The 23,930-nt window shown below is 31.3% G+C and carries 17 protein-coding genes; 15 read left to right on the top strand and 2 right to left on the bottom strand.

Going from position 1 to position 23,930, the window contains the following annotated elements; genetic code table 11:
• Both BMZ76_RS14850 and BMZ76_RS14845 read right to left on the bottom strand, forming a co-directional pair.
• The coding region (locus BMZ76_RS14850; RefSeq protein ID WP_143071107.1) for a transposase at positions 1 to 266 on the bottom strand (266 nt) is incomplete at its 3' end.
• 406 nt (positions 267 to 672) lie between these two features.
• Complete coding sequence (locus tag BMZ76_RS14845) at positions 673 to 1,461, bottom strand: hypothetical protein (protein WP_091208778.1); 789 nt, start codon at positions 1,459 to 1,461, stop codon at positions 673 to 675.
• 1,275 nt (positions 1,462 to 2,736) lie between these two features.
• Between BMZ76_RS14845 and BMZ76_RS14840 the strand changes: the two genes are divergently transcribed.
• The 15 genes from BMZ76_RS14840 to BMZ76_RS14770 all read left to right on the top strand — a co-directional run bounded on the left by BMZ76_RS14840 (position 2,737) and on the right by BMZ76_RS14770 (position 23,536).
• Positions 2,737 to 2,913 carry a helix-turn-helix transcriptional regulator gene (locus tag BMZ76_RS14840; protein ID WP_091208774.1) on the top strand — a complete coding sequence of 59 codons (177 nt, stop codon included), beginning with the start codon at positions 2,737 to 2,739 and terminating at the stop codon, positions 2,911 to 2,913.
• A gap of 4 nt (positions 2,914 to 2,917) precedes the next feature.
• Entirely contained in the window at positions 2,918 to 3,520 is a 603-nt protein-coding gene (locus tag BMZ76_RS14835) for a DUF1819 family protein (RefSeq protein WP_091208770.1), read from the top strand.
• Between the two features lie 2 nt (positions 3,521 to 3,522).
• The gene (locus BMZ76_RS14830; RefSeq protein ID WP_091208766.1) at positions 3,523 to 4,107 is read left to right on the top strand and encodes a DUF1788 domain-containing protein; all 585 of its coding nucleotides are present in this window, start codon (positions 3,523 to 3,525) and stop codon (positions 4,105 to 4,107) included.
• Entirely contained in the window at positions 4,104 to 7,622 is a 3,519-nt protein-coding gene (gene brxC, locus BMZ76_RS14825) for a BREX system P-loop protein BrxC (protein ID WP_091208763.1), read from the top strand. The genes BMZ76_RS14830 and brxC overlap by 4 nt, the downstream gene beginning before the upstream one ends.
• Positions 7,623 to 7,631: 9 nt before the next feature.
• The gene (locus BMZ76_RS14820; RefSeq protein WP_091208760.1) at positions 7,632 to 8,129 is read left to right on the top strand and encodes a hypothetical protein; all 498 of its coding nucleotides are present in this window, start codon (positions 7,632 to 7,634) and stop codon (positions 8,127 to 8,129) included.
• Positions 8,130 to 8,131: 2 nt separating this feature from the next.
• On the top strand, positions 8,132 to 11,764 hold the full coding sequence (gene pglX, locus BMZ76_RS14815) for a BREX-1 system adenine-specific DNA-methyltransferase PglX (protein WP_091208757.1): 3,633 nt from the start codon (positions 8,132 to 8,134) through the stop codon (positions 11,762 to 11,764).
• Positions 11,765 to 11,780: 16 nt separating this feature from the next.
• A complete protein-coding gene (locus tag BMZ76_RS14810) occupies positions 11,781 to 12,047 on the top strand; it encodes a hypothetical protein (RefSeq protein ID WP_091208753.1) in 267 nt (88 codons plus the stop codon).
• Complete coding sequence (locus BMZ76_RS14805; protein WP_091208749.1) at positions 12,047 to 12,439, top strand: hypothetical protein; 393 nt, start codon at positions 12,047 to 12,049, stop codon at positions 12,437 to 12,439. The genes BMZ76_RS14810 and BMZ76_RS14805 overlap by 1 nt, the downstream gene beginning before the upstream one ends.
• 102 nt (positions 12,440 to 12,541) lie before the next feature.
• The gene (locus BMZ76_RS14800; RefSeq protein ID WP_091208746.1) at positions 12,542 to 13,648 is read left to right on the top strand and encodes a phospholipase D family protein; all 1,107 of its coding nucleotides are present in this window, start codon (positions 12,542 to 12,544) and stop codon (positions 13,646 to 13,648) included.
• Positions 13,649 to 13,654: 6 nt separating this feature from the next.
• On the top strand, positions 13,655 to 16,600 hold the full coding sequence (locus tag BMZ76_RS14795; protein WP_091208742.1) for a hypothetical protein: 2,946 nt from the start codon (positions 13,655 to 13,657) through the stop codon (positions 16,598 to 16,600).
• On the top strand, positions 16,590 to 18,149 hold the full coding sequence (locus BMZ76_RS14790) for a S1 RNA-binding domain-containing protein (protein ID WP_143071106.1): 1,560 nt from the start codon (positions 16,590 to 16,592) through the stop codon (positions 18,147 to 18,149). Before BMZ76_RS14795 ends, BMZ76_RS14790 begins: the two co-directional genes overlap by 11 nt.
• Positions 18,142 to 20,637 (top strand): BREX-1 system phosphatase PglZ type A, encoded by a 2,496-nt coding sequence (pglZ, locus tag BMZ76_RS14785; RefSeq protein ID WP_091208735.1) that lies wholly within the window; start codon positions 18,142 to 18,144, stop codon positions 20,635 to 20,637. The genes BMZ76_RS14790 and pglZ overlap by 8 nt, the downstream gene beginning before the upstream one ends.
• 3 nt (positions 20,638 to 20,640) lie before the next feature.
• A complete protein-coding gene (gene brxL / locus BMZ76_RS14780; RefSeq protein ID WP_091208731.1) occupies positions 20,641 to 22,659 on the top strand; it encodes a BREX system Lon protease-like protein BrxL in 2,019 nt (672 codons plus the stop codon).
• Between the two features lie 103 nt (positions 22,660 to 22,762).
• Complete coding sequence (locus BMZ76_RS14775) at positions 22,763 to 23,116, top strand: hypothetical protein (RefSeq protein WP_091208728.1); 354 nt, start codon at positions 22,763 to 22,765, stop codon at positions 23,114 to 23,116.
• Between the two features lie 30 nt (positions 23,117 to 23,146).
• A complete protein-coding gene (locus BMZ76_RS14770; RefSeq protein WP_091208725.1) occupies positions 23,147 to 23,536 on the top strand; it encodes a hypothetical protein in 390 nt (129 codons plus the stop codon).
• The last annotated feature ends 394 nt before the right edge of the window (positions 23,537 to 23,930 follow it).

The raw sequence follows: 23,930 nt of genomic DNA, 5'->3' as shown, positions 1-23,930 counted from the left end.
TTTTTTAATATATCTCGCTCTAGTTCAGCATCTTTGAGTTTTCTTTCAAGCTCAGAAATTAGCTCCTGTTCTGGCGTTTGCTTTAAATTGCCATTACCTGGAAAACTTCCTTGTCCAAACTCTTCGTACTCTTTTCTCCATTTATACAATTGTGGAGCTGTAACTCCTAATTCTCTGGCCAGTTCTGAGATGTTATGTCTCTCATAACTCAATTGAACGGCTTTCTCTTTAAAAGCTCGGTCATAAATTTTACGCACTTGTTTCATATGTTAAAATTAAGGTTTTATTCTTAACTTTTTATGCAGGTAAAGTTAGCAAGTCCAGTATCATTAACGTCAATATATATTAGATCAGTTGGCATATATATATATATATATATGTATATATTGAGAGAGGTGATTAAGGTAGTCCAGAATTAATGTGAATCGGTTATTATTGCTTGCCATATTGTTTTAAAAGTAACAAACTGAACTGTAATGGGCTGAGGTGGGACGAAAATTCGCTCCACCTCTTTTTTAGGGATTGGATGAAAATAAGTATAGTATAATTACCATCGTAAAAAAATCGTAAAAAATTATATTTTCTATTTTACAGTTTCTAATTAAGGATTAGTTTATTAAAAATTTAATTTTTGATAAAATTTATCTTAATGTTGATGAATCCATATCTAGACTAATTGTCTTCTTTTTTATTTTCATAATTATCAAGGAAATAATTTATTTCATCTGAAGTATATTGATCTGATATTTTTTCTAAGTCTATAATTTCATTGTATCGTTCGAATTGATTATTTTTAGCCATCTTGCGTTTTACTATATCAAATCTTTCTTCTAATTCTTCTCTAATTTTTTTATCACTATTAACTTCCGTCATAAGTAGTGTTTCTTCAATCAATATTTTATTAATAGTAACTGGAGCAACTTCCGTAGTAGTTGTGATTTCTTCCTTAGTCCTTAAAATTTTAACTATAGTAGAGGGAACTTTTTCAAATTTTAATGGATCAATTATATCTTCTATGATTACTGGATCAATCTCATCAGTATCTATTATTGAAGTTTTACTTATAATTTCTTTAGGAGTTGATGAAGTGGTCTCTATATTTGAATCCTTTAAAACATGTTCGTCAAATAATCTTTGAATAAAATCCCAATCTAAATTAATAGTGCGTTTTGTTTTAAACCCTAATCGATTATTATATTTTTTTAATTCGGAAGTTATGTATCCCTTATTTCTTATTTCTTCGATAGCGTCTTTAACGGTTGATTCAGCCTGATATATGTGTTTAGCTATATGTTTGTTTTGATAGGTAATATTTTTATCCGTTTTTTCATATTGGATTAATTTAAGAATAATCTTAAATTGTGTAGGGTTGATGTGAAATTTTTTTTCTTTATTTTGATGAGAAGATGCCATAAATAAGACATCATGGTAAGTCTGTTTAATTGATAATTTTTGTTTCATTTGTTTTTTTTATTGGGTATTCTTTATTTTAAGTGGTTAAGTCTGTAACCCACGCTGGAGGAGCAACCCTCCAGCAACAGAATTTTTAATGAGTTTATTTTCTCTAATTATAAATTTTAAAAATGAAACTTTAAATTGGTTTCAATTTTTTTGAAGTATAACATAGTATAACGAAAAGCAACAAAAAAGTCAATACTTATTCTATAATTTTTTTAATATTTCCCTATATTTATATTTGATAGTTGTTTATTCTAATTATATTTACTATTTCTTCAGTAGCTCTATTAAAGTTGCTAATGATTAATAGAAAGTTTTTACTTTATAAGGAAAGGTAATTGAGATTTTATTTTACTTAACCTTTAATAGTTAGATGGCTGTATATTTAACAGTAGTTTAACTGCTAATGTAACAGTTATATAACTGCTAATAAAACAGTCAACTAACCCCCATATTACTAACATATTCAATTAAACTAATATTAATAATCTATAAAACTATATAAATTATAATAATAAAGAATTAATATAATATATAATAGAAAATTTAAATTTAATAGTTAGAGATTTCTCTTTATTATATTTTCTTTATATAAACGAAGTTTCGAATCAATAAATAATTCTTTTAATTTACATTAATCAACATTCAGTTAATTGTAAAAAAAATATCCAATTAATTCAATTTGGCTTCAGCCACATAAAATAAAAATAATATCTCAATTAGCGTTAGCAGTTTTTAATTTAATCTTTTACATCTATTATTTTATACCTAGCACGCCTATAGATAGATCAATATGCTAAAAAGCAACAAATTTGTGATTAAATAAAAACAATAGCTTAAATCGCTTTATTTGGCTTTCGCCACAGCAATGAAAATAATATCTCAATAAGCGTCAGCGATCTTTTTTCTTTTTAATATCCTAATGATAAGCCAGCCATGGCAACTCAATTAAGCTACGCTATATTTAACCAGCCTTTTGAAGATATTTAAGTTTGAAACTATTTCATTTGTTATGACTACCCTTTGTGAAAAACGTCATAACTGTCTTCCCTATTTATTTAAGGTTAATATTTTTCTTCCTTCATTATCAATAGAATTGGTTCTAATTTTATTGACGGTACTACAGCATGAATAATTAAAGAATTTATAAGTTTATATACTTCCTTTCAAAATAGTAATTATCTCGAATTCGTATTAAAAAATCATATTCTATTTGGAATCTAAAATAATGTACTAAATTTATACCGAAGGGAAACTTTAATTTTTTTTAAACTGGTGATGCTAAAAGAACTAATAAAATCCAAAGGAATAAAACAAAAATGGCTGGCTTTAAAGTTAGGCGTGAGCGAAGTGACGGTTAGTAATTGGGTGAAAGAAAAAAGCATACCTAGTCAAAAACACTTATTAAAACTTAGTGAAGTACTAAATATACCTATTAAAGAATTGTCAAATTAAATTTATGATAGAGACCGAAAAATATAGTTTTTCTTTCACGACCTCATCACTAAGGCTTAATAAGATGATATTGGTTGCGATTGCGATTACCGAAAAAAGAGAGATTGACTACATTAATGAACTAGGTGGTGGTAATTCTAAAACTGGAAGAAAGATGCTGTCGGAATTTGAGAAAAGAATTTCTAATCTCACACCCAGACAAACTGATATTCTTGTAAATGGGGACTTTTTATCTCAAAAACAGATTGCTTTTTTGTCTATCTGCAAAACGTATTTATTTATTAGGGACTTTGTAGTTGAAGTGCTCAGAGAAAAGATACTTGTGTTTGATTATCAGATAACAGAGGGTGATTATATTTCGTTTTATAGAAGAAAATTAGACTTACATCCAGAAATGGATAGCCTTACCGATATAACCCAGAAGAAAATAAAACAAGTAACTTTTAAAATTTTAGAACAAGCTGGTATTATTGATTCAATCAAATCTAAAGTCATTCAACCGCAAATTATTGATAGAAAGGTGACTGATGCAATTGTTTCAGACAACCCCAACTGGCTAAAAGTTTTATTTATAAGTGATATGGACATTACAACAATGAGAAAATAACTATGGAAGACATTACTACTAAATTCACACATCTATATAACGTTATATCCTCTAATAGCTTCTTGAACAAAGAAGCGTTGGGTGGAGAAATACCGTTCTTTATTTCAGCTTATAATGCCAAACAAGAATTAAAGGTTAATGAAAGTATAAAGCTTTTAATAAATAAACTTGAGTCATCTGGAATACACGTTTTAGAGATAAACCTGTACGACATTGTCTGTGAAATTTTAGAGGATAAAGGCGGAATGGAACGAATGTTTCAAGTAGAAAAAGTGAAGTCGAAAGAAAAATTTTTGAGAGCACTTCAATCTACGTTGAACATCCATCAAGTATTAATGCCAAAAATTAAAGAGAAAATTGATACAGCTAATGCAAAAGTTTACTTTTTAACAGGTATTGGTAAGGTATTTCCCTATATTCGTTCTCACAATATTTTGAATAACCTTCAGAACATTGCAAAAGAAGCACCAACCGTAACATTTTTCCCTGGTGATTATAACGGCCATACTTTAAATCTATTTGGATTATTAAAGGATGACAATTATTACAGAGCGTTTAACATTGAAAAAATAGAAGCAAAAGGATGATAATTAAAGATTTTTTTGAAAAAGATATAAATAGAAATATCGAAACGGTTATAAAAGCTGATGACCGTGACCACATTTCAGATGAAGTTGCAGAATATGTAGTAACCAAAGAAATCTCTAAGAAAATTAGAGATTTTTTCCATGCCTACAACAACTATGGTAGTGCCAACGGTGTCTGGATTTCTGGTTTTTTCGGTTCTGGTAAATCGCACCTACTAAAGATTTTATCTTATGTAATGGAAAATAAGGAATTCGATGGATATAAAAGTGGTGAGTTGTTTGCTGAAAAAATCGAAGAAGATGCGATGCTTAAAGGTGACGTAATATCGGCTACCAGAATCCCGTCTGAATCCATATTGTTCAACATTGACCAACAGGCCCAGATAACAAGTAAGGCTGATGAGAATGCTATTTTATCCGTTTTTTATAAAGTGTTCTTTGACCATTTAGGATACTATGGTTTTCAACCACACGTTGCCGAGTTCGAAATGTGGCTTGATAAACAAGGAAAATATGGGGAATTTAAAACCAAGTTCAAAGAGAAAAACAGACTAACATGGGAAGAAGCACGTAGTGATTATTTTGACCCGTTAGTGACTGAAGATGTAGCTTCTGCCTTAGGTGAAATGAATAATACTGATGCTGCTAAGTACGAAACTATCCTAGATGATATAGAAGACAGACAAAAACAGTCTATTGAAGATTTTTGCGAGAAAGTGCATGATTACATTAAAATGAAACCAGCTGGTTTCAGATTGAATTTCTTTGTCGATGAAGTGGGCCAGTATATTAGTGACAACACCAAATTAATGTTAAACCTTCAGACGGTAGCTGAAACTTTAGCTACCAGAACCAAAGGACATTCTTGGATACTAGTTACTTCTCAAGAAGACATGGAAAAGGTTGTAGGTGACATGAACAAAAGCCAACAAAATGACTTTTCCAGAATCCAAGCTCGATTCAGTATTAAAATCCCACTTACTTCTGCTAATGTAGACGAGGTAATTGAGAAAAGATTATTGAAAAAAGATGAAGTTGCACAAAAACATTTGGTTTCAACCTATAAGAAAGACAAAGCTCATCTAGAAACACTTTTAAGTTTTTCGGATGCTGGTGTCCAATTTAAAGGATATAAAAGTGATACTGATTTTGCTAATAAATATCCGTTTGCTCCTTACCAGTTTGACTTATTCCAGCAATGTCGTAGAGCACTTTCTACGCATAATGCTTTTCAAGGAAAGCATGCTTCTGTAGGAGAAAGGTCTATGTTAGGGGTTTTTCAACAAGTTATTCAAAACATAGAACAAAAAAAGGACACCGCTATTGTAAGTTTTGATATGATGTTTGATGGTATTCGTAACGAATTACGTGGCGAAATCCAAAGTTCCATTATACTAGCAGAACGTAACTTAGACAATAATTTTGCAAAGAAGGTTTTAAAAACATTGTTCTTGGTGAAGTATTATGGCAATTTTAAAACTAACAAAAGAAACATTTCGGTGTTGATGATAGATGATGTCAACGTTGACTTAAAAGTACATGAAAAGCATATTGATGAAGCCTTAAATCTTTTGGAGCTTCAAAGTTATGTGCAACGTAATGGTGAGGTTTATGAATTCTTGACGGATGACGAAAAGGATGTTGAACAAGAAATCAAAGCCACTGATTTAGACGACCAAAATATTACGCAATTACTGAAAGACTTACTTTTTGATGAAATCATTCGTGACAATAAAATAAAAAATCTTGAAAACAAACAGGATTACGAGTTTACCAGCAAAATTGACGGGATTGCACTTGGACGAGAAAAAGAACTGGAAATAGAAATCATTACAGAGAACTTTCATGACCATGGGAATGAATTGTTTATTCAGTCACAAACTATGGGGAGTTCCAGCATGAAATTATTAATGCCATCGGATGCTTTATTTATGAGGGATTTAAGAATGTATCTTAGAACTGATAAATATGTAAAACAAAACCAATCTACATCAAATCGTGTTGAAGTAAAACGAATCCTTCAAGAAAAAAGTCAACTGAATGTAGAGCGAAGAAGAAATTTGGTGATGATGGCCAATAAGGGATTGTATTCTGCATCGGTATTTTTAAATGGAGCTAAACAGGAAATGAGCCAAACTACGGATGGGAAAACTCATGTGATAAACGGTTTCCAGAATTTGATTAAATCCGTATATTCAAGTTTACGAATGATTGGTGCTATTCAATACAGCGAAGACACTATAAAAATAACGATTAAGACTCCACAAGACGATTTATTTGGTGCTGATGATGAAACCATTTCGGAAGCTGAATCGGAAATATTGACACTAATCAACCGAAGAAAAAAACAATCAGATAGAACGTCATTAAATGATATAAAAAACCATTTCTCCAGAAGACCATATGGTTGGTATCCCAATGCCATCTGGACCGTTGTGGCTAAATTATACAAGCGAGGAAAAATAGAACTCAAAGCGGGCTCAAACATATTAGAAGACAATAACGTTCTTAATGCATTATTGAATTCGGCCAATCATGGAACCACTTTAGTAGAACCACAAACTATTATTGACCCAAAATTAGTAAAAGATTTAAAACAAGTGTATTCTGAGGCTTTTGACGAAAGCTGTTCTTTAAATGATGCCAAGGAAGTTGCAACTGCATTCAAGAATAAGATTAAGCAAATGAATCAAGAAGTGGGACAGCTTTTAGTTAGAAAAAGCCAATTCCCTTTTCTTAAAAACTTACAAGAATTTAGCGAAACGTTAGACCGCTTGAGTAATAAAGAATATGGGTATTTCTTGACCAACTTAAAGGATTTTGAAGATGCTTTATTGGATATCAAGGAGAATTTAATTGACCCTATTAAACGCTTCATGAATGGGGACCAAGTTAAAATTTATGAATCAATTCGTTCTTTTGTTAATAGTGATGTTTCCAACATAGATTATGTTGATGGGGAGGAATTTGGAATTTTAAAAGCATTGTTAGAAAATTCTAAGCCCTATCAAGGCAACCAAATCAAAGAGGCTAAATCAGCACAGGATGAATTAACCAAAAAAGTACTGGCTAGAATTGACGAGGAGAAACTGAAATCCATAACTGCTATTGAAAAAGCTATTGACGATATAAAAAGCAAAGAAGAATTTAATGAGCTGGAGAATTCAAATCAAAATAAAATAATTCGTCCTTTTCAAGAGGAAATAACCAAACTACAAGGCCAACGCTATATTGCGGTAATTCGAGATGTAAGGGCTAAAATATTAGACAATCTACTTACCAAACAACTGAACGAGATGATGCGTTTAATTATTCCAGTTGTCGCTATACCTAATGGAGAGCCCGATGAAGACAAAGTAAGTGAACCAACACCACATTACATCAGCAGAACTTCTATCAAGGTGAATTTTACCAAATCAGAATTACGTACTGAAGCTGATGTCAATGAATATGTAGAAGCCTTGCGAAAATCTTTTTTAGAACAAATTAAAGAAACCAGAAGAATCTCCTTATAACTATCAACAATGGAATTATTACTTAAGGAGTTAGAAAATAAAAAAAATGTAGCGAACAGTTTATTAGAAAAGCAAATTAGTACTGTTGAGAATATTGAAATTGCTTGGAAAAATAGAAATTTAAAAATAAAAACTAAGGAAGACTGTTTTTTATTAATTGCAAGTTTAAATCTACTTAACGCTTCGATAAAAGATAAATCGAATAAAAAAATCATTCATTACGGAGGTATCAAACTTAATGTCACCAGATTGATTGATTTTTTAATTCAAAACGAAAATTTAGTTGATGATTTTTGGATAAATCCAGAAGAAAACAATTGTGCTTACATTTTTATTTATAATCTTCAGTTTACATTTCATAGCATAACCATCACTGAAATTATAGCCGAATTTACAGTAAGTTCAAAGAACAAGATTAAACCATGGGAAGAAATTAGACTTCAAAAAATAGCAAATGATATCTTTTTGATTGCTAATAAAATAAAATTAAAATCTATCTGGAAATAAATATGAATACCAATGCACTAAAAAAATTCGCTCAAGAAGCCCGTAGAAAGTTAATTGAGCAAGTAAGTTCTAAATTAGAATATGTTCTAAATACTGATACTCCAGAACTTCGTGAGAAAGCTGACCAGATAAACAAACTTAAAGAAGCCATTCAGAGCACTTCTAAGGAACAAGTAATAGACAAAGTAACATATACTTGGTTCAACCGTTTTATGGCGTTACGCTTCATGGATGCGAACGATTACCAACCCATTGGTATTCGTGTGTTGACACCAAAGAACGGATATACGCTTCCCGAATTATTAGATGAGGCCAAACAAGGTAATATTCCAGAAGCACTTGCAGTAAAGAACAAGAAAATCTTTGACTTGTTGGATGGTAAAATACCAAGTGCAAACGCACAAAATGAAGCATATAAGGAATTGTTGATTGGAGCTTGCAACCATCTCAACAAAGTGCTTCCATTCCTGTTTGAACGTATCAACGATTACACAGAACTATTGCTTCCAGATGACCTTACCTCAGAACTATCTATTGTTCAAGATATTCGTGATGGAATGAGTATTGAAGATTGTGCTGAAGTAGAAGTTATCGGATGGTTATATCAATTCTATATATCTGAAAAAAAAGATGAAGTATTTGCCTCAAAAGGTGCTGTGAAAAAAGAAGATATTCCAGCAGCAACGCAATTATTTACACCACGATGGATTGTGGAATATATGGTGCAAAATACAGTTGGTAAATTATGGTTGCAAAACAAACCCAACTCCAAGTTACGGGAATACATGCCTTATTTTATTGAATCTCCATCAGTAACGAGTGAAGAGTTTTTAAAAATAAATTCTGTTGAGGAGATTACACTATTAGACCAAGCTTGTGGAAGCGGACACATACTGGTATACGGTTTTGAATTGTTAGCCAAAATCTATGAAGAAGAAGGATACAACCCAAACGAAATCCCAGAATTAATTATAACTAAGAATTTATTTGGTTTTGAAATAGATGAACGTGCCTCACAATTAGCTGGAATGGCATTGATGATGAAAGCAAGAAGTTATAACCGTAGATTCTTTAGAAAAGATGTGGACCCAAACATTCTTTGTTATAAAGACCTTGTTTTAACAAGTGAAGAAATAAACGAAGCTTTTATCCAAATTGGATTTAAACTTTCTAAGGAATTGAATCACGATTTGTTAACCATGCAACAGGCCACCAACTTTGGTTCGTTGATAATTCCGCTTGCTTCAAAAAGTGACTTACAACATGCATTAGACAAAATAAAAAGTAAAGTAAATACTGGTGATGCGTTTCTAAAATACCAGCTAGAGGAACTAAAAATCACTCTAGAACAATTACTGTTTTTAAGTAATAAATACTATTGTATCGTAGATAATCCACCTTACATGGGTGGTGGTAACATGAACAAAGTTCTTGGTGATTATGTTAAAGCTAATTATCCCGATAGTAAAGCCGATTTGATGACTTGTTTCATGGAAGCTGGTTGGAACATGCTTTTACCAAAAGGAATTTTAGGCATGATAAATCTTCCTTCATGGTTGTTCCTTTCTTCCTTTGAAAAATTAAGGAAGAAATTAATCAAAGAAAAACATATTGACTCTTTACTTCACATGGGGAGAGGTATTTTTGGAGTTGATTGGGGTTCAACTGCATTTATAATTCAAAACCAGCAACTTGACGTATATTCTAGATATTTTAAACTTCATAAACGAAATTTCCAACATTTGTATCCAGAAGATATTCAACAAATCTTCTTAAAAGCTAAAGATGACTCATCAACAAAAATAAATTTTGATAAATATCGAGAAGGAGATGGGATAACTTCTGTTGATGAATTAGTTGATGAAAATGGTTTGCAAATATCTTATTCTGCTAACCAGATAGATTTCAATAAAATCCCAGGAACTCCAATTGGATATTGGGCAACTGAAAAATTATTTGATATATATGAAAAAAATAAAACATTTAGTAATTATTCAGAAACAAAAATTGGACAAAATACAGGAGATAATAATCGATTTCTTCGAAATTGGTTTGAAATAATAGATGAAAAATTTGACAACAAACTATTAAATGAATCAAATTTAGATGCAACTCTAAAGTGGGTACCTTATAGAAAAGGTGGGAATTTCAGAAAATGGGCTGGAAATGAAGAGTATTGTCTAAATTGGGAAAACAACGGGAAAGAAGTCAAAGATTATTCAAATTTCAGAAATAAAGGTAAAGGTTATTCAAGGTATATCGTAAGTTTAAATTACTGTTTAAAGGAAGGAATAACTTGGTCATTTATTAGCTCAAATAAATTTAATGTAAGGTGGGCTCGTGAAGGTGCAATATTTGATGTGGCTGGGTCCTCATGTTTTCCAAAAAACATTGAGGATTTAGATTATTTGTTAGGGTTCTTGAACAGCTGTGTTGCTGAAAAATTTATTTCCACAATAAATCCAACTTTGAATATCCAAGGTTCGGATGTGAAAAATTTACCACTAATACAAAACATAGCATTTAAAGAAATAATTAAAAATAAAGTAAAAGAAATAAAACTATTTTCAAAACAAGAATGGGATTCAAGAGAAACATCTTGGGATTTCAATAAAAGTGAACTAATTAGGATAACAGGCCAAGACCTTGGAGAAATTTATGACTTATTCAAACAATACTGGAATAACAAATTCTTTCAACTTCATGAAAATGAAGAAGAACTAAACAGACAATTCATTGAAATATATGGTTTGGAGGATGAATTAAAACCCGAGGTTCCATTAGAAGAAATAACTATTCTTAAAGAAGAAACTATTATTAAAAATGGTCAATTAGTTTTTAAACAAACCGAAGTTTTTGCTCAGTTCATGAGTTATGCAGTGGGTTGTATGTTTGGTCGTTACTCACTAGATAAGGAAGGTTTAATTCTTGCCAATCAAGGAGAAACTCTAGAAGATTATTTAGCTAAAGTTGAATTATCTGAGGACGAACTAAGCTTCACCCCAGACGAAGACAATATTATTCCAGTTCTGGATGACGAATGGTTCGAGGATGATATTACAGGACGTTTTTATGCGTTCTTGAAAGCGAGTTTTGGTAAAGAAAACTTTGATAAAAACTTGGCATTTGTAGAGGAATGTTTGGGTAAAGATGTTCGTAAATACTTTGTGAAAGATTTTTATAATGACCACATCAAACGCTACAAGAAAAGACCTATCTACTGGATGTTCTCTTCACCAAAAGGAGCTTTTAATGTAATGATTTACATGCACCGTTACACACCAGATACATTGAACAAAATTCTAAATAGTTATTTAATCCAGTACCGAGAAAAACTAAATACTCACTTGGAACATCTAGCCCATTTAACTGTATCTGGAACCTCTATAGAGCAAACTAAAGCCATCAAAGAGACAGAAAAACTCAAACTGGCATTACTGGAACTCAAAGAATACGAACGTGATATTTTATATCCAATGGCGACAGACCGAATCAACATTGATTTAGATGAAGGGGTTTTGGTGAACTACAATAAATTTGGTAATGCCATCAAGGAAGTAAAAGGACTTAATGACAAAGTGACTAAGAAAAAAGTAAGAGCGTTTGATTGGATTGATAAAGAACAAATAAGATAAATAAAAACATTTTAAAATGAATACTGATAAACTAATTAATCATTTGAATGATAAATGGAAAAACCAACCATGCCCAATGTGCGGGTCAAATAGTTGGAATATTTCAGATAAAATTTATGAATTGAGAGAATTTCATGATGGAAATCTTGTTATTGGAAGTGGAACTATTTTTCCAGTCGTACCTGTAAGCTGTAATAATTGTGGTAACTCTGTGTTTATAAATGCATTATTATCTGGAGCAATTGAAAAACCCAATGTTGAACCTAAAACCAACAATCAGTAATGGCTGGCACAGGAAATAAATTTAATGTATCGCAACAATTTGAAATAGTCCCTCATCAAAAAGGAAAAGCATATCCAATTAGTGTAAACGAATGGGTTTTTATAAAGTCTAAAATTAAAGGAATTAATATTGAAATAAATAATTTTTATTGGATTGGTTTTCTTCTACTTGGAGCTTGTGCTTCTTGTTTAATAACAATTATTGTTACTGATTTTAAAAATGATTATAATGCAAAATACATTACTTGGTCCTTTTTTTCAGTTTCTTTATTGACAGGCCTTTTATGCCTTTATTTTGCAAAAGACAAGCACAAACAAGAAGAAATCAAACCAGATGAAATTATTAGCCAAATGGAGCTTATTGAATCTAGATTTGAAACAGGCGAAGGATGAATAAAATAGTAAAAAACACTAACAAACTGAGATGGTAGTCATCAGTTACGCCATCAAAGAAATAGTTGGTTTTGATTGCATTTATACAACAACGATAAAACAATGAAAACAATAACTCAAAATCTTAAAAATGAATTGAAGTCCAAACTAAAAAGTGCGGATGAGATTTGGGTTGCAGTTGCTTTACTGACCAATAAAGGGCTGGAATTTATCCAAGATAATCTTCCAGAAAAAGCAAAACAAAATTATATTTTAGGAATTGATTTACCTACTGACCCCGTTGCCCTCGATGTGTTATACAAGCAGCGACTTTTACTAGATGTTACCGTGAAGATGTTTTATAATCAAGAATTTTATCATCCTAAGGTTTACATTATAAGGTCAAAACAGGTTTATACGGCTTTTGTAGGTTCTGCAAATTGTACTTCAAATGGATTGTTCTCTAATATTGAGCTTTCTTATATTTTAAAAGACCAAACAGAATGTGTTGAATTATTGAATTGGTTTCAATCTATAGAGTCCAAAGCAGCTCCTTTAACTCAATCATTCATAAGTGAATACCATTTAATTTACAAAGCTAGATTAGAAAGAAAAAAAGAGGATGAAAAACTAGCTAAGAAATTTAAAGAAAAACTTAAAGAGGAATATGAAGTAACAATGGTTTCCAAAAAAGCATTGATTACTGCTTTAACAAAATATCGAAAAAGTATAGATTATGCGTTTACCAAACAAATTCGAAAAAAAGATGTCGCAGATATCAAAAAAAGCATTGACTATCCAAATTTCAGAAATATTGATGTAGATGAGTTTTTTAAAATTTGGGAATTGGGACATTTGATATCAATTCCTAAACCAACTATAAAAGCTGAAATTAGTCGTTTTAAAAGCTTACTTCGTGTCTTGACTGATGATACTATAGATATTGCAGTTCGTGTCGATAGGGCCTTAAAAGGAGATTTAAAAATAAGAGGTGTTGGTGAAGCTTTAATTACCAAAATACTAACCGCTCATGACCCAAAAAAGTATTTTGTAAAAAATAGTAAGATTGATTCTACATTAAAACGATACGGGATTGAATTACCAAAAAGAATATCTTTAGGAGAAAAATACAAAGCAACAAATAAATTTTTGATAGAAATATGTGAGGAAACTGGCATTGATGATTTAGCCATTTTAGATTACTATTTGTATAAAGAAGCTAATGAGTAATTAAATATGGGACTAGAAATAACACATAACAGGGCACCAAATTTTCATGAAAACACTCAGTTTAGAAGAATTGCTATTGAACTTAATAAGCTATTCATTCAAAAAGGCTGGGACGGCTTGCTAATTGGGAATCCCGAATCTGAAAACTGTAGCCGCTTTAGAGCTGATGCTATATTACTATACAATCATGGATTACTAGTTATAGATTTAAAAGATTATCAAGGAACTATCAATCTTCCGATAGAAGATGATGAATTCGCTAAAGATAAATGGTACATAGAAGCAGAAAAAGACAAATTTCTATTAGAAGTAAAAGGAGCTAGTTTTGGAAATCCATTTATTCAACTTAAGTCGTACAGGCAAATTTTCTATGATGTTATAAATAACGATATAATTCTAAGGTCTAATATCGACCCTTCCAGAGTTGGTGCTGTTAATTTATTTTCTGGCCCCATAAAGTTGAATAGAGATACTCCAAGGAATATTCCTTATTATATAATTTCACAAGAATCAGAGTTTTCTAATTTCTTGTATGATTATAATAGCCCAAATACTTTTTCAGATGAATCAGCTAATGCTTTAAAGCACATTTTTCCAGCATTAGCTTGGGAAGAAAAAATCAAGATTTCTGAACATAAAACGTTTGAAAATAAGGTTAATGAAATTGATTCTGACTTAGAAACCGAAATCAATTTATTTTTACAAAATGAAGAATCCGAGATTTTAGTATTAGAATCAATGGATGTCACTCAAAGAGATGGCTGGGTAAACTATATTTTAAGAGAAGTCAGCAATCATAATATACCGCAAACGGAAACGTGGACCCATTCTACGAGAATTAGAGAAAAAATTAAAAAAAGAAGCGGCATTACCTCTCATAGTCTATATAACACCATTTACGGAGGACCAGCTAAAATGGAGGATGCTAAAGAAACTGACGATATAGAAAGTAGCGACATTGAAGATGGAATACAAGTAATTATTCCCATAAGTTCTGATTTTAGTCTTGATGAGAATGCGGTTATTATACTTCACGAAGCTCATTTAGTATCAAGAAGTTTGAATCAGTCAGAACTTATTCGTTTTGGCTCTGGTAGATTGTTAGAGGATTTGTTAAAGTATTTATCACTAGGAAAAACAAAACGAAAATTGATTTGCATAGGCGACCCCTATTTTCTTTCCTATGGAAAAGAGGATGAATCTGCGATTATAGTAGACACATTAAATCAACTCTTTGATGGTTCGATTAAACATCACCGACCTATTCCTAAAGAGGTTAATAAAATAGGGAAACAAATGCTGAGGACTGATTTAGCAAACTCAATTCACAATAAAAACTACAATCAGCTAAAATACAACTGGGACGAAGGCGATTTGGCTCTATTAGATAAACATGAAGTATCGAATTCACTTCGCATGTGGTTTAGTGGTGTTCTAACCGCAGAGCCAAGTAATGCTGTTCTGGTATATAAAAACGATGATGCGAAAACCATCAATTTATGGATTAAAGAAAATTGTCTTAAGAACACTAAAGAACTTTCCACGGGGGATTTATTATTAATTAACAATAATGTAAACATTGCTGATGAAACGGGATTTGGAGGAGTTACAAGATTATATAATGGAATGTATTTGACAGTTAAAGAAAAACTTGAATCTCATTCAGAACAAATCTTTATCAAAAACATAAATACAACAGTTATTTTGGAGTTCATTAAACTCAAAGTACAATGCTTAAGTATAGATAATAAACCCGAAACAAATATTTGGTTTTACAACAATTATTTTAAGGGAAATGGTAAGTTATCAAAAGAAGAACAATTAGCTTTCAAAATATCTACAACCAACAGGATTAATACCTATAAAAAAGAAAATGATTTTGAGTCGTCCGCTGAATTCACACAATTAAGACAAGACAATCAATATGTTTTATTAAATAAAGAAATCAAGGACTATACTATTAAATTTGAAAATGGAGAACGTGTCAAAACAAAATTAGAAGAATTAGAACGTGAATTACGAAAATTAGAAAGAAAGTATCGAAAAAAACATCACCAAAGAATCTTATATCATGTATCAAAAACGGATTCTTTTTTGAATGCTATTATTGCTAATTATGGTTGGTGTATTACTGTTCACAAATCAGTTGGTTCCCTTTTCGAAAATGTAATCATTAATGCTAGACAAGGAGAAAGTAACGGCATTACTAATGAAAGTTATTTTAAATGGTTGTACTCTGGAATATCAAGTTCTCAATCAAAAGTTTTTGTTGTCAATCCAGAGGAAATAAATCCGTTTAAAGATTGTCAATTTGAAGATTTGGTTGGTGAAAATTGGACAGATACAATAGTTCAGCAAAAAAATAGTTTTGAAACAATCGACTTTGAAATTCTCAAAGAATTTTTAGATGTCATTGATTCTAGCTTGATTGAAAATTCAAAAGCTGCAATTTGTATACTTTCAAAAGCTATACACAAAAAAGGCTATATATTAGAGAAAACAGCACGTACAGGAGATTATTTATCCAAAGCTTATTTTTCAACACCTACTTCTTCTAAACTTATATTGTTATTTAATAATAATGGAAAAGGAATAATTACATCAATTCGTTCTGAGAAAAATGATATTGTACATGCTGATATAGTCGAAGAATGTACCTTAGAAGTATGGTCAAAATCGAGTAAAAAAATTGAAGCGGTAAAAAACCCGATTGACTTCAGAAAAAAAATTTATGAAAAATGGAAAACTGAAAGTATTGAGCTTGGTGGTGAAATGTGCTTAATAGATAGCCACTCCTATCAAGATACTTTCCAGTTCATAGACAAGAATAGTAAAATTAAATTCAAAATATATTACAATGGAGCTGGATTCTTCTCTAAAATTTTAATAATGGAGAAAACCGATAAGGATATTAGTGTTAGACTTAAAAATTTATTGTTTTATGGAAACTAAAATTGAATTACAAAATAAAGCAAAGGGTTTATTAGATAGCTCTCCTAAAGAATCAATTGCTATTGGCAAAAGAATATGGAACGAATTTGAAGGTGATGATGTATTTAATTTATACGATGCCTTACAAGTCCTTAAAGCAGCAAAAAATGATTCGGGAGTAGAATTTGATTTTGTTTACGAGGTTGTAAAAAAATACTCTGATAAGGAAGAAATCATCAATAGATTTAAATGGTTTGCTTTTAATAAATATTTAAAAGGGAAGAAAGGTATTGATGTTCTACCAGATGAAGTAAATATTAATAAAATGCTTCAAGTAATTTCACAATCAAATTTACGATTAGATAATACTTATCCTTGCCCATATACAATTGCCGCAATTGAACTATCAAAAGGTCATTCTAAAAATTTATTTAACGGTAGAAAAGTAAATGAGTATTTAGATAAATTAGATTCATCTTATCTTTCTAAAAAAAACAAGAATTATATTAAAGAAGGGGAAGAAATAAAGGTTGCTTCGGACCTTGAAACATACTATGCTTTAAAAACTAAAGCATTACTGAAAACCGAGTTGTATGAAGAATGTAAATCCCTTTGTGAAGTAGCCTTAAATGAAATCAATGAATTTCATTACAGTAATGATTTATGGTTTAAAATGAGGATAGCACTGTGCTATGAAAAATTAGGAGAATTAGAGAAAAGCGAGGAATTATTTCAAGCTTTACTTTCAACTAAGGCTGGAAACGACAAATGGTTTTTGTATTATGATATATCTAGTTTATATTATAATCAAAACAATTTTGAAAAGGCATTAAAATATTCCGTAGACGCAACATTTTATAGAATAGACCTTGATAAAATGAATAGTTTGTTTTTATTACAGGCAAGAGTATTTGTAAAGTTAAACAGACCCGATGATGGTAAAATAATTGCTGAATTGATAGCTTCAATAGTGAAAAAATATGAACTGAAAAACAAACAAGATTATGAGAGTTTGTATAAGTATTTCGATATAGAATTTCAAAATTGTAAAGAGTTCATTCTTACATATAAAAATGCACAAAATTTATGGCTAAAAGAAAAGTATAAAGGTTTAAATGAAATAAGTGGGAAAATAGTCTTTATTCATCAAAACGGGAAATTAGGTAAAATAAAAACTCTAGATAATAGAGTGTTTAATTTTAACAAAAGGGATTTTAATGAAAAACAAAGAAATATTAGTCAATTAAACGATTCAAAAGTATCTTTTGTAGAAATGAGGTCTTTTGATGGTAGAACTGTTGCTGAAAATATTAAAATACTTGAAAAAGTAGTTAGTCGTAGTGAAAATTTATTAGTTGGAACGGTGCTATCTGGAACAATAAAAAACTTTACTGATTTTGGGATATTTGTAAAGCTAAATGGTCATAAGGATGGTTTAATTCATAAAAATTATTTGCCATCTAATATTAAAAATACTTTCAAAGAAGTCTACCATAATGGTCAAAATATTAAAGTAAGAGTAGAAAAAGTTTCAGATAGAGGAATTGAATTAAAAATAGTAAATGAATAAAATAGCAGAAGCACTCATAAAACGATTCGAAACTCATCGAATCATTTTTTGGTATGATGAAAAAGAAGAATTTGTAGACCAATACCAAGAATTAAACCTTTCTGAAGTGGAGAAAATCTATGTAGAAGGTAATGAGTTTGAGGTAAAACATCGTGTATCTAAACAAGCCCCAGAAGGAAAATTTTTACTCTATTTTACGGGAGAGATACCCGCCAATGAAGACAATTGGCTATTAGATATTGAATTAGCTCACCATGTATTTCGTACGGACCAAGAAGCTATGTTCCTTCAAGAAATGGGATTAGGGTATCATTTTAAAGATTTAGTAACGGAACATCTTGAGTTTTTTAAAGCTAAAGAACGAAGAGCAAAACTTAAAGAGTTTTTAGGCGATGGAGATGAACATAAAGAAATAAGAGGTAAAATGCTGGCAGTAGTTTTCGGTACAGAAAACATCAGTTTAGTAACTTATATTCATGCCCATGGTTCTTCTTTCTCCGATGGGAACGAGAAGTATGAAAAAGATTTACAACGGTATAACTTAGCTGATTACTATTGGAGTGAAATAAAGAGAAAGTATAACTATGAAAACGAAAGCCCTTCCATCTATGATTTCTTGTTGGAAGTATTCAACACTAATTTTGCGTTAGGTACGAATACAGGAATTAAAAAAGAAAGCAGATTGTTACTTTCTTTATGGAAGGATACTATTTTATTTAGAGAATATTTTGGAAAAATTTCAGATAAGATAGCCCAAGATATTGATGTAGAAGGAAAATTGAATCGAGTTGCTATTGATGACATCATAAGCGATGATTTGTTTAAATTAACTGATATAAAAGTTATCCATGAACTAGTTAATCTAATAGACTCAGAAAGCATCTCAAACGAAAAGGTTATTCAATACGTTAAACAACGAGAGAATAAATTTTGGTTTGCTGAACTTGAAGCGTTTTACCAAAGCATCATTTATGGGGCACAATTAATAGCATTGGTCCGTAAATTTGGCCAAACTAAATACACCTCATTTGAAGAAGGAACTGGTAATTATGCCGCTACTTTATACGAAGTGGACCAAGTTTATAGAAAGTTTATTTATAACTACAGAAAAACAACTCAGAACAAAATATTAGCTGATTTATCAAATAAGGTAGAGAAGGTATATTCTAATGACTGGTTGTTGATATACAATAACAACTGGCAAAGTATCATTGATAAATTGACTAGTTGGCCAAATGACACCAGAACAAATCAACAGAGCTTCTTTGATACTCATGTTAAGCCAGTACTTGATAAGAAACAGCGATTGTTTGTAATAATATCTGATGCCTTCCGATATGAATGTGGAGCTGAGTTAGCAAAACGCCTTCAATCAGAAAATCGTTATGAAGCCACTTTAAATCATATGATAAGTAGTTTGCCTTCTTATACGCAACTTGGAATGGCTTCGTTGCTGCCACATAAGGCGTTAAGCATTCAAGATAAATCTGATATTATTTTTGCTGATGGTATGTCAAGTAGTGGAACCGCAAACAGAACTAAAATTTTAGAAAAGAACTCTGGAGTAAGAGCAACAGCTATAAAAGCAGAAGATTTCATGAATTTGAATTCTGCTAAAGAAGGAAGAGAGTTTGTAAAAATGAATGACCTTATTTATATCTATCACAATAGGATTGATAAAACAGGTGACGATAAAACGACTGAAGAAAAAGTGTTTGAAGCAGTAGAAGATGAACTACAGTTTTTGATGGAAATGATGAAAAAGATTGCCAACATGAACGGGACTAATATGTTTATTACTTCTGACCATGGTTTTATTTATCAGCATAATGAATTAGATGAAAGTGATTTTAGTACTTCGAAACACACAGGTGAAATTTGGAAGGAAAACAGAAGATTCGTCATCGGAGAAAACATTACTAATGATAATTCAACGAAAGCTTTTAAAGGAGCTGATTTAGGGATTCAATCAGATGTAGACTTTCTAATTACTAAATCAATCAACCGCCTTCGTGTAAAAGGGGCTGGTTCTCGATTTATTCATGGTGGAGCTTCACTACAAGAAGTCGTTATCCCTCTGATTAAAATAGTAAAAACAAGACAGGATACCACCTCTCAAGTAGATATTGATATTATTAAGTCAACCGACAGAATCACTACCAATATTTTGGCTGTTTCCTTCATTCAAACTGATGCAGTGAGTGAGCAAGTGTTACCAAGAACCATCAGAGCAAGTATCTGTGCTGAAGATGGAGAATTACTGAGTGACCAGTTTAAATATATTTATGATATTATCGATGGAAGTGAACGCCAACGAGAAGTAAAACATCGTTTCCAATTAAGCTCTAAAGCAAGTGGGAAATACAAGAATCAACGTGTAAAACTATTGTTGGAAGAACCTGTTGACGGAGCTAATAAATGGAGAGTTTACAAGGAATATTTTTATACTTTAAACATATCATTTACAAACGATTTTGACGAACTATAACATATGAAAGCACTAGATATCAAACTAAACGAACATTTTGGTGGTAAGGTAGTTCGTAAGGACCTAACCAAATTAGTGAAAGGAAATGCTATTGTTCCTATATATGTATTAGAATATCTTCTTGGACAATATTGTGCAACAGATGATGAAGAAACCATCAACGAAGGTGTTGAAACCGTTAAAAAAATAATTGCTCAACACTTTGTACATCGTGATGAGGCCCAAATTATTAAATCAAATGTAAGAGAGAAAGGTTCGCACAGGATTATTGATAAAATATCAGTAAAACTAAACGATAAAGAAGACCAATATGAAGCTTATTTCGCTAACCTTGGCTTGAGTCGTATTCCAATTGCTGATGCTGTAATACGTGAACATCAAAAACTTTTGTCAAGTGGTGTTTGGTGTATTCTTACATTGGCTTATGTTTCTACTGATGAAAAAGGAACTACACCATGGGTAATAGAATCAATTAAACCCATACAAGTTTCTTTAACAAGCCTTGAAGAATACAAGGAAGGAAGACAAGCTTTCAATAAAGAAGAATGGATTGACGTGCTATTACAAACCATGGGGTTAAATCCAGAGGAATTTACTTTTCGTTCTAAATTATTACAACTAACCCGATTAGTTCCATTTGTCGAAAACAATTATAACTTGATTGAATTAGGTCCAAAAGGAACAGGAAAATCCCATATATTTTCAGAATTGTCACCACATGGAATGTTGATTTCGGGCGGTGAAGTTTCTAAGGCAAAACTATTTGTAAATAATAGTTCTGGTGAAATTGGTTTAGTGGGATATTGGGATGTAGTTGCCTATGATGAGTTTGCTGGTAAAACCAAAAACACCGACCGTGGATTGGTTGACATCATGAAAAACTATATGGCTAATAAATCCTTTTCCAGAGGGACACAAGTTTATGGAGCTTCAGCTTCTATGGCTTTTGTTGGAAATACAGACCACCCCGTATCCTATATGTTGAAGCACAGTAATCTATTTGATGCTTTGCCTAAAGCCTACTATGATACTGCATTTCTTGACAGGATTCATGCTTATTTACCTGGCTGGGAAGTTCAGAAGTTAAGGAATGACATGTTTACATCCGATTATGGATTTATTGTGGATTACCTAGCTGAAATACTTAAAGAGCTCCGTAAAGAAGACAGAACAAATGAGTATGCGAAATACTTTGAGTTATCAGATACTATTACTACAAGAGATAAGACTTCAATTATCAAAACATTTGCTGGATTGGCTAAAATAATCTATCCGCATAGTGAAATGACTGAAGACGATGTAAGGGAGCTGCTAGACTTCGCTATTGAATGCAGAAAACGTGTTAAGCAACAGCTTCAAAAAATGGATGAAACGTTCGAAGAAGTCGATTTCAGCTATACTAATAAGAGTACAGGTAAAGTAACGTCAATCGAAACATTGGAAGTGCTAGAACATAGCTCTCCACCATCATTTGATTTATCAATGGAGCAAAATTCTGATACAGAAACCCCAGAAATTGCAACAAAAAAAGAACCTTTAAAAATTGAGTTAATAGGTGGTCAAAAAATCATCAGAGATAATCAAACAGGGATATCCTACGATAAATTATTTGGGGCATATCTTATTGGAGCAACAGATATAAAAGTAATTGACCCTTATGTAAGGCTTCCATATCAATTAAGAAATTTCATGGAATTAGCCCGTCTAATTTCGGAGAAAAAAGACCCAGAAGCTGAGGTGAGATTGCATTTAGTGACCAGTAATAACGAAGATTATATTGAGGGAGCAAAAGATGCTTTCGAACAAATGACTTATTCACTTGAATCGATAGGGATACTGTTTTCTTATGAATTTGATGATTTTATACATGACCGCTCAATAGAATTAGACAATGGCTGGAAGGTCATATTAGGGAGAGGATTAGATATCTGGCAAAAAACTGGTGGCTGGTATGATATAAATGAATACATCCAAGAAAAAAGGATTTGTAAAGCCTGTGAGATTACTTTCGTGAAGAGTTAATTTAACTATTATCTGGGTAAATTAAGGATGTTATATCGTAATTATTCAAGGCAATAAATTATAAAATAAAAGTGTTTTATAATCAATTTTAATTTAAATTTGATTGAATAATAAATTATATAAAATCAACAATATTAAAGAAATGGAAAACGGAATTGATGTTACGGACATAGTTAATGCAATGTACGGAAACTTGAACAAACATAAAGAGTGTTTCTTAAGGCTCAAAAAGAGAACTGAACAGGAAGGATTTAGCTCCCTATTGGTTCACCCCGATTTTCAAGCTGAACATAATAAAAATGGTAAACATCTAATATTTGTTGAAACTAAAAATTTGTTTTACTCAACAGATAATCCTAGCGGTTATGTGAAAAGATGTGTTCAAGAAGGTATAAAACCAGAAAATATTTGTGCAATAAATGAAAAAGGTGAGTTTGCAAATATTATATCTATATAGTTTTTAATTTTTTATCGTAAAACCCGAATTATGGCTAATGTAAGTAATCATAATATCAATGGATGGCCTGTCGATGGTACAATGCGATCGAGCACACAATACCAGTTATTCGCTGGCTATTTAGCTGAAGGATTTCGTGCAAGTGCTAGCAAAAGTGTCCCTGGAGATGTTAGCATCTTCGGTTTCTTTTTCGCTATTTTAAACTTAGCGGCTTGTTTGGCCGCTGGAGCGTTGCTGTTAATCGGTATGCTCATAGCATGGTTGTTTAGATTAATTTTTAGAGCAAAACGATCAGGTGAAGAAATTTACGAGGAACCAGTTGAAGATACAGTTTCGGATGTTTATAGTCCAGAAATGATCGACTGGTTGCTTAGTGATGAATATGCTAATCTATGTGAAGAAAGAAGAAAAAAATTATGAATAAATCCTTTATTACATAAATTATACCCTCGTAGCCTCGTCAAAACCCCCTTATAACCCCATTATAGAATGTTTTAAAGGCATATATACCACTTAATAACGTGCAGCGTTAGCACCTTTTAAAATAAGTATTTTCTTACATATAAATGACTGTTTTTTTAATTATAAAAATCATTAAACTCAATGAAGTAGGCACGGGAGCTCCCCCTTCCTTCCTCCCGTTACCGCTCTTATAATATACCCCCCCCTGTGCTTGGAATACAGTATATCTGATTGTTATTTAAATTTTTTTTTAATTTTTTTCTTAAAAATTATCAATGATTAAAATATCAACGTGCGTAAGGATAGATTTTTTGAACAATAGAATATTTATCCTGTTAAGAAAAGTTATAAA

This window comes from Flavobacterium xueshanense, assembly GCF_900112975.1.
Taxonomy (GTDB): domain Bacteria; phylum Bacteroidota; class Bacteroidia; order Flavobacteriales; family Flavobacteriaceae; genus Flavobacterium; species Flavobacterium xueshanense.
Note: the sequence above shows the minus strand (reverse complement) of the source record. Positions and strands in the feature narration are given on the sequence as shown.

Bases quoted from the DNA above. Each gene is read 5' to 3' on its own strand.
- BMZ76_RS14845 (WP_091208778.1), bottom strand. From the start codon at position 1,461: ATGAAACAAAAATTATCAATTAAACAGACTTACCATGATGTCTTATTT.
- BMZ76_RS14840 (WP_091208774.1), top strand. From the start codon at position 2,737: ATGCTAAAAGAACTAATAAAATCCAAAGGAATAAAACAAAAATGGCTG.
- BMZ76_RS14835 (WP_091208770.1), top strand. From the start codon at position 2,918: ATGATAGAGACCGAAAAATATAGTTTTTCTTTCACGACCTCATCACTA.
- BMZ76_RS14830 (WP_091208766.1), top strand. From the start codon at position 3,523: ATGGAAGACATTACTACTAAATTCACACATCTATATAACGTTATATCC.
- brxC (WP_091208763.1), top strand. From the start codon at position 4,104: ATGATAATTAAAGATTTTTTTGAAAAAGATATAAATAGAAATATCGAA.
- BMZ76_RS14820 (WP_091208760.1), top strand. From the start codon at position 7,632: ATGGAATTATTACTTAAGGAGTTAGAAAATAAAAAAAATGTAGCGAAC.
- pglX (WP_091208757.1), top strand. From the start codon at position 8,132: ATGAATACCAATGCACTAAAAAAATTCGCTCAAGAAGCCCGTAGAAAG.
- BMZ76_RS14810 (WP_091208753.1), top strand. From the start codon at position 11,781: ATGAATACTGATAAACTAATTAATCATTTGAATGATAAATGGAAAAAC.
- BMZ76_RS14805 (WP_091208749.1), top strand. From the start codon at position 12,047: ATGGCTGGCACAGGAAATAAATTTAATGTATCGCAACAATTTGAAATA.
- BMZ76_RS14800 (WP_091208746.1), top strand. From the start codon at position 12,542: ATGAAAACAATAACTCAAAATCTTAAAAATGAATTGAAGTCCAAACTA.
- BMZ76_RS14795 (WP_091208742.1), top strand. From the start codon at position 13,655: ATGGGACTAGAAATAACACATAACAGGGCACCAAATTTTCATGAAAAC.
- BMZ76_RS14790 (WP_143071106.1), top strand. From the start codon at position 16,590: ATGGAAACTAAAATTGAATTACAAAATAAAGCAAAGGGTTTATTAGAT.
- pglZ (WP_091208735.1), top strand. From the start codon at position 18,142: ATGAATAAAATAGCAGAAGCACTCATAAAACGATTCGAAACTCATCGA.
- brxL (WP_091208731.1), top strand. From the start codon at position 20,641: ATGAAAGCACTAGATATCAAACTAAACGAACATTTTGGTGGTAAGGTA.
- BMZ76_RS14770 (WP_091208725.1), top strand. From the start codon at position 23,147: ATGGCTAATGTAAGTAATCATAATATCAATGGATGGCCTGTCGATGGT.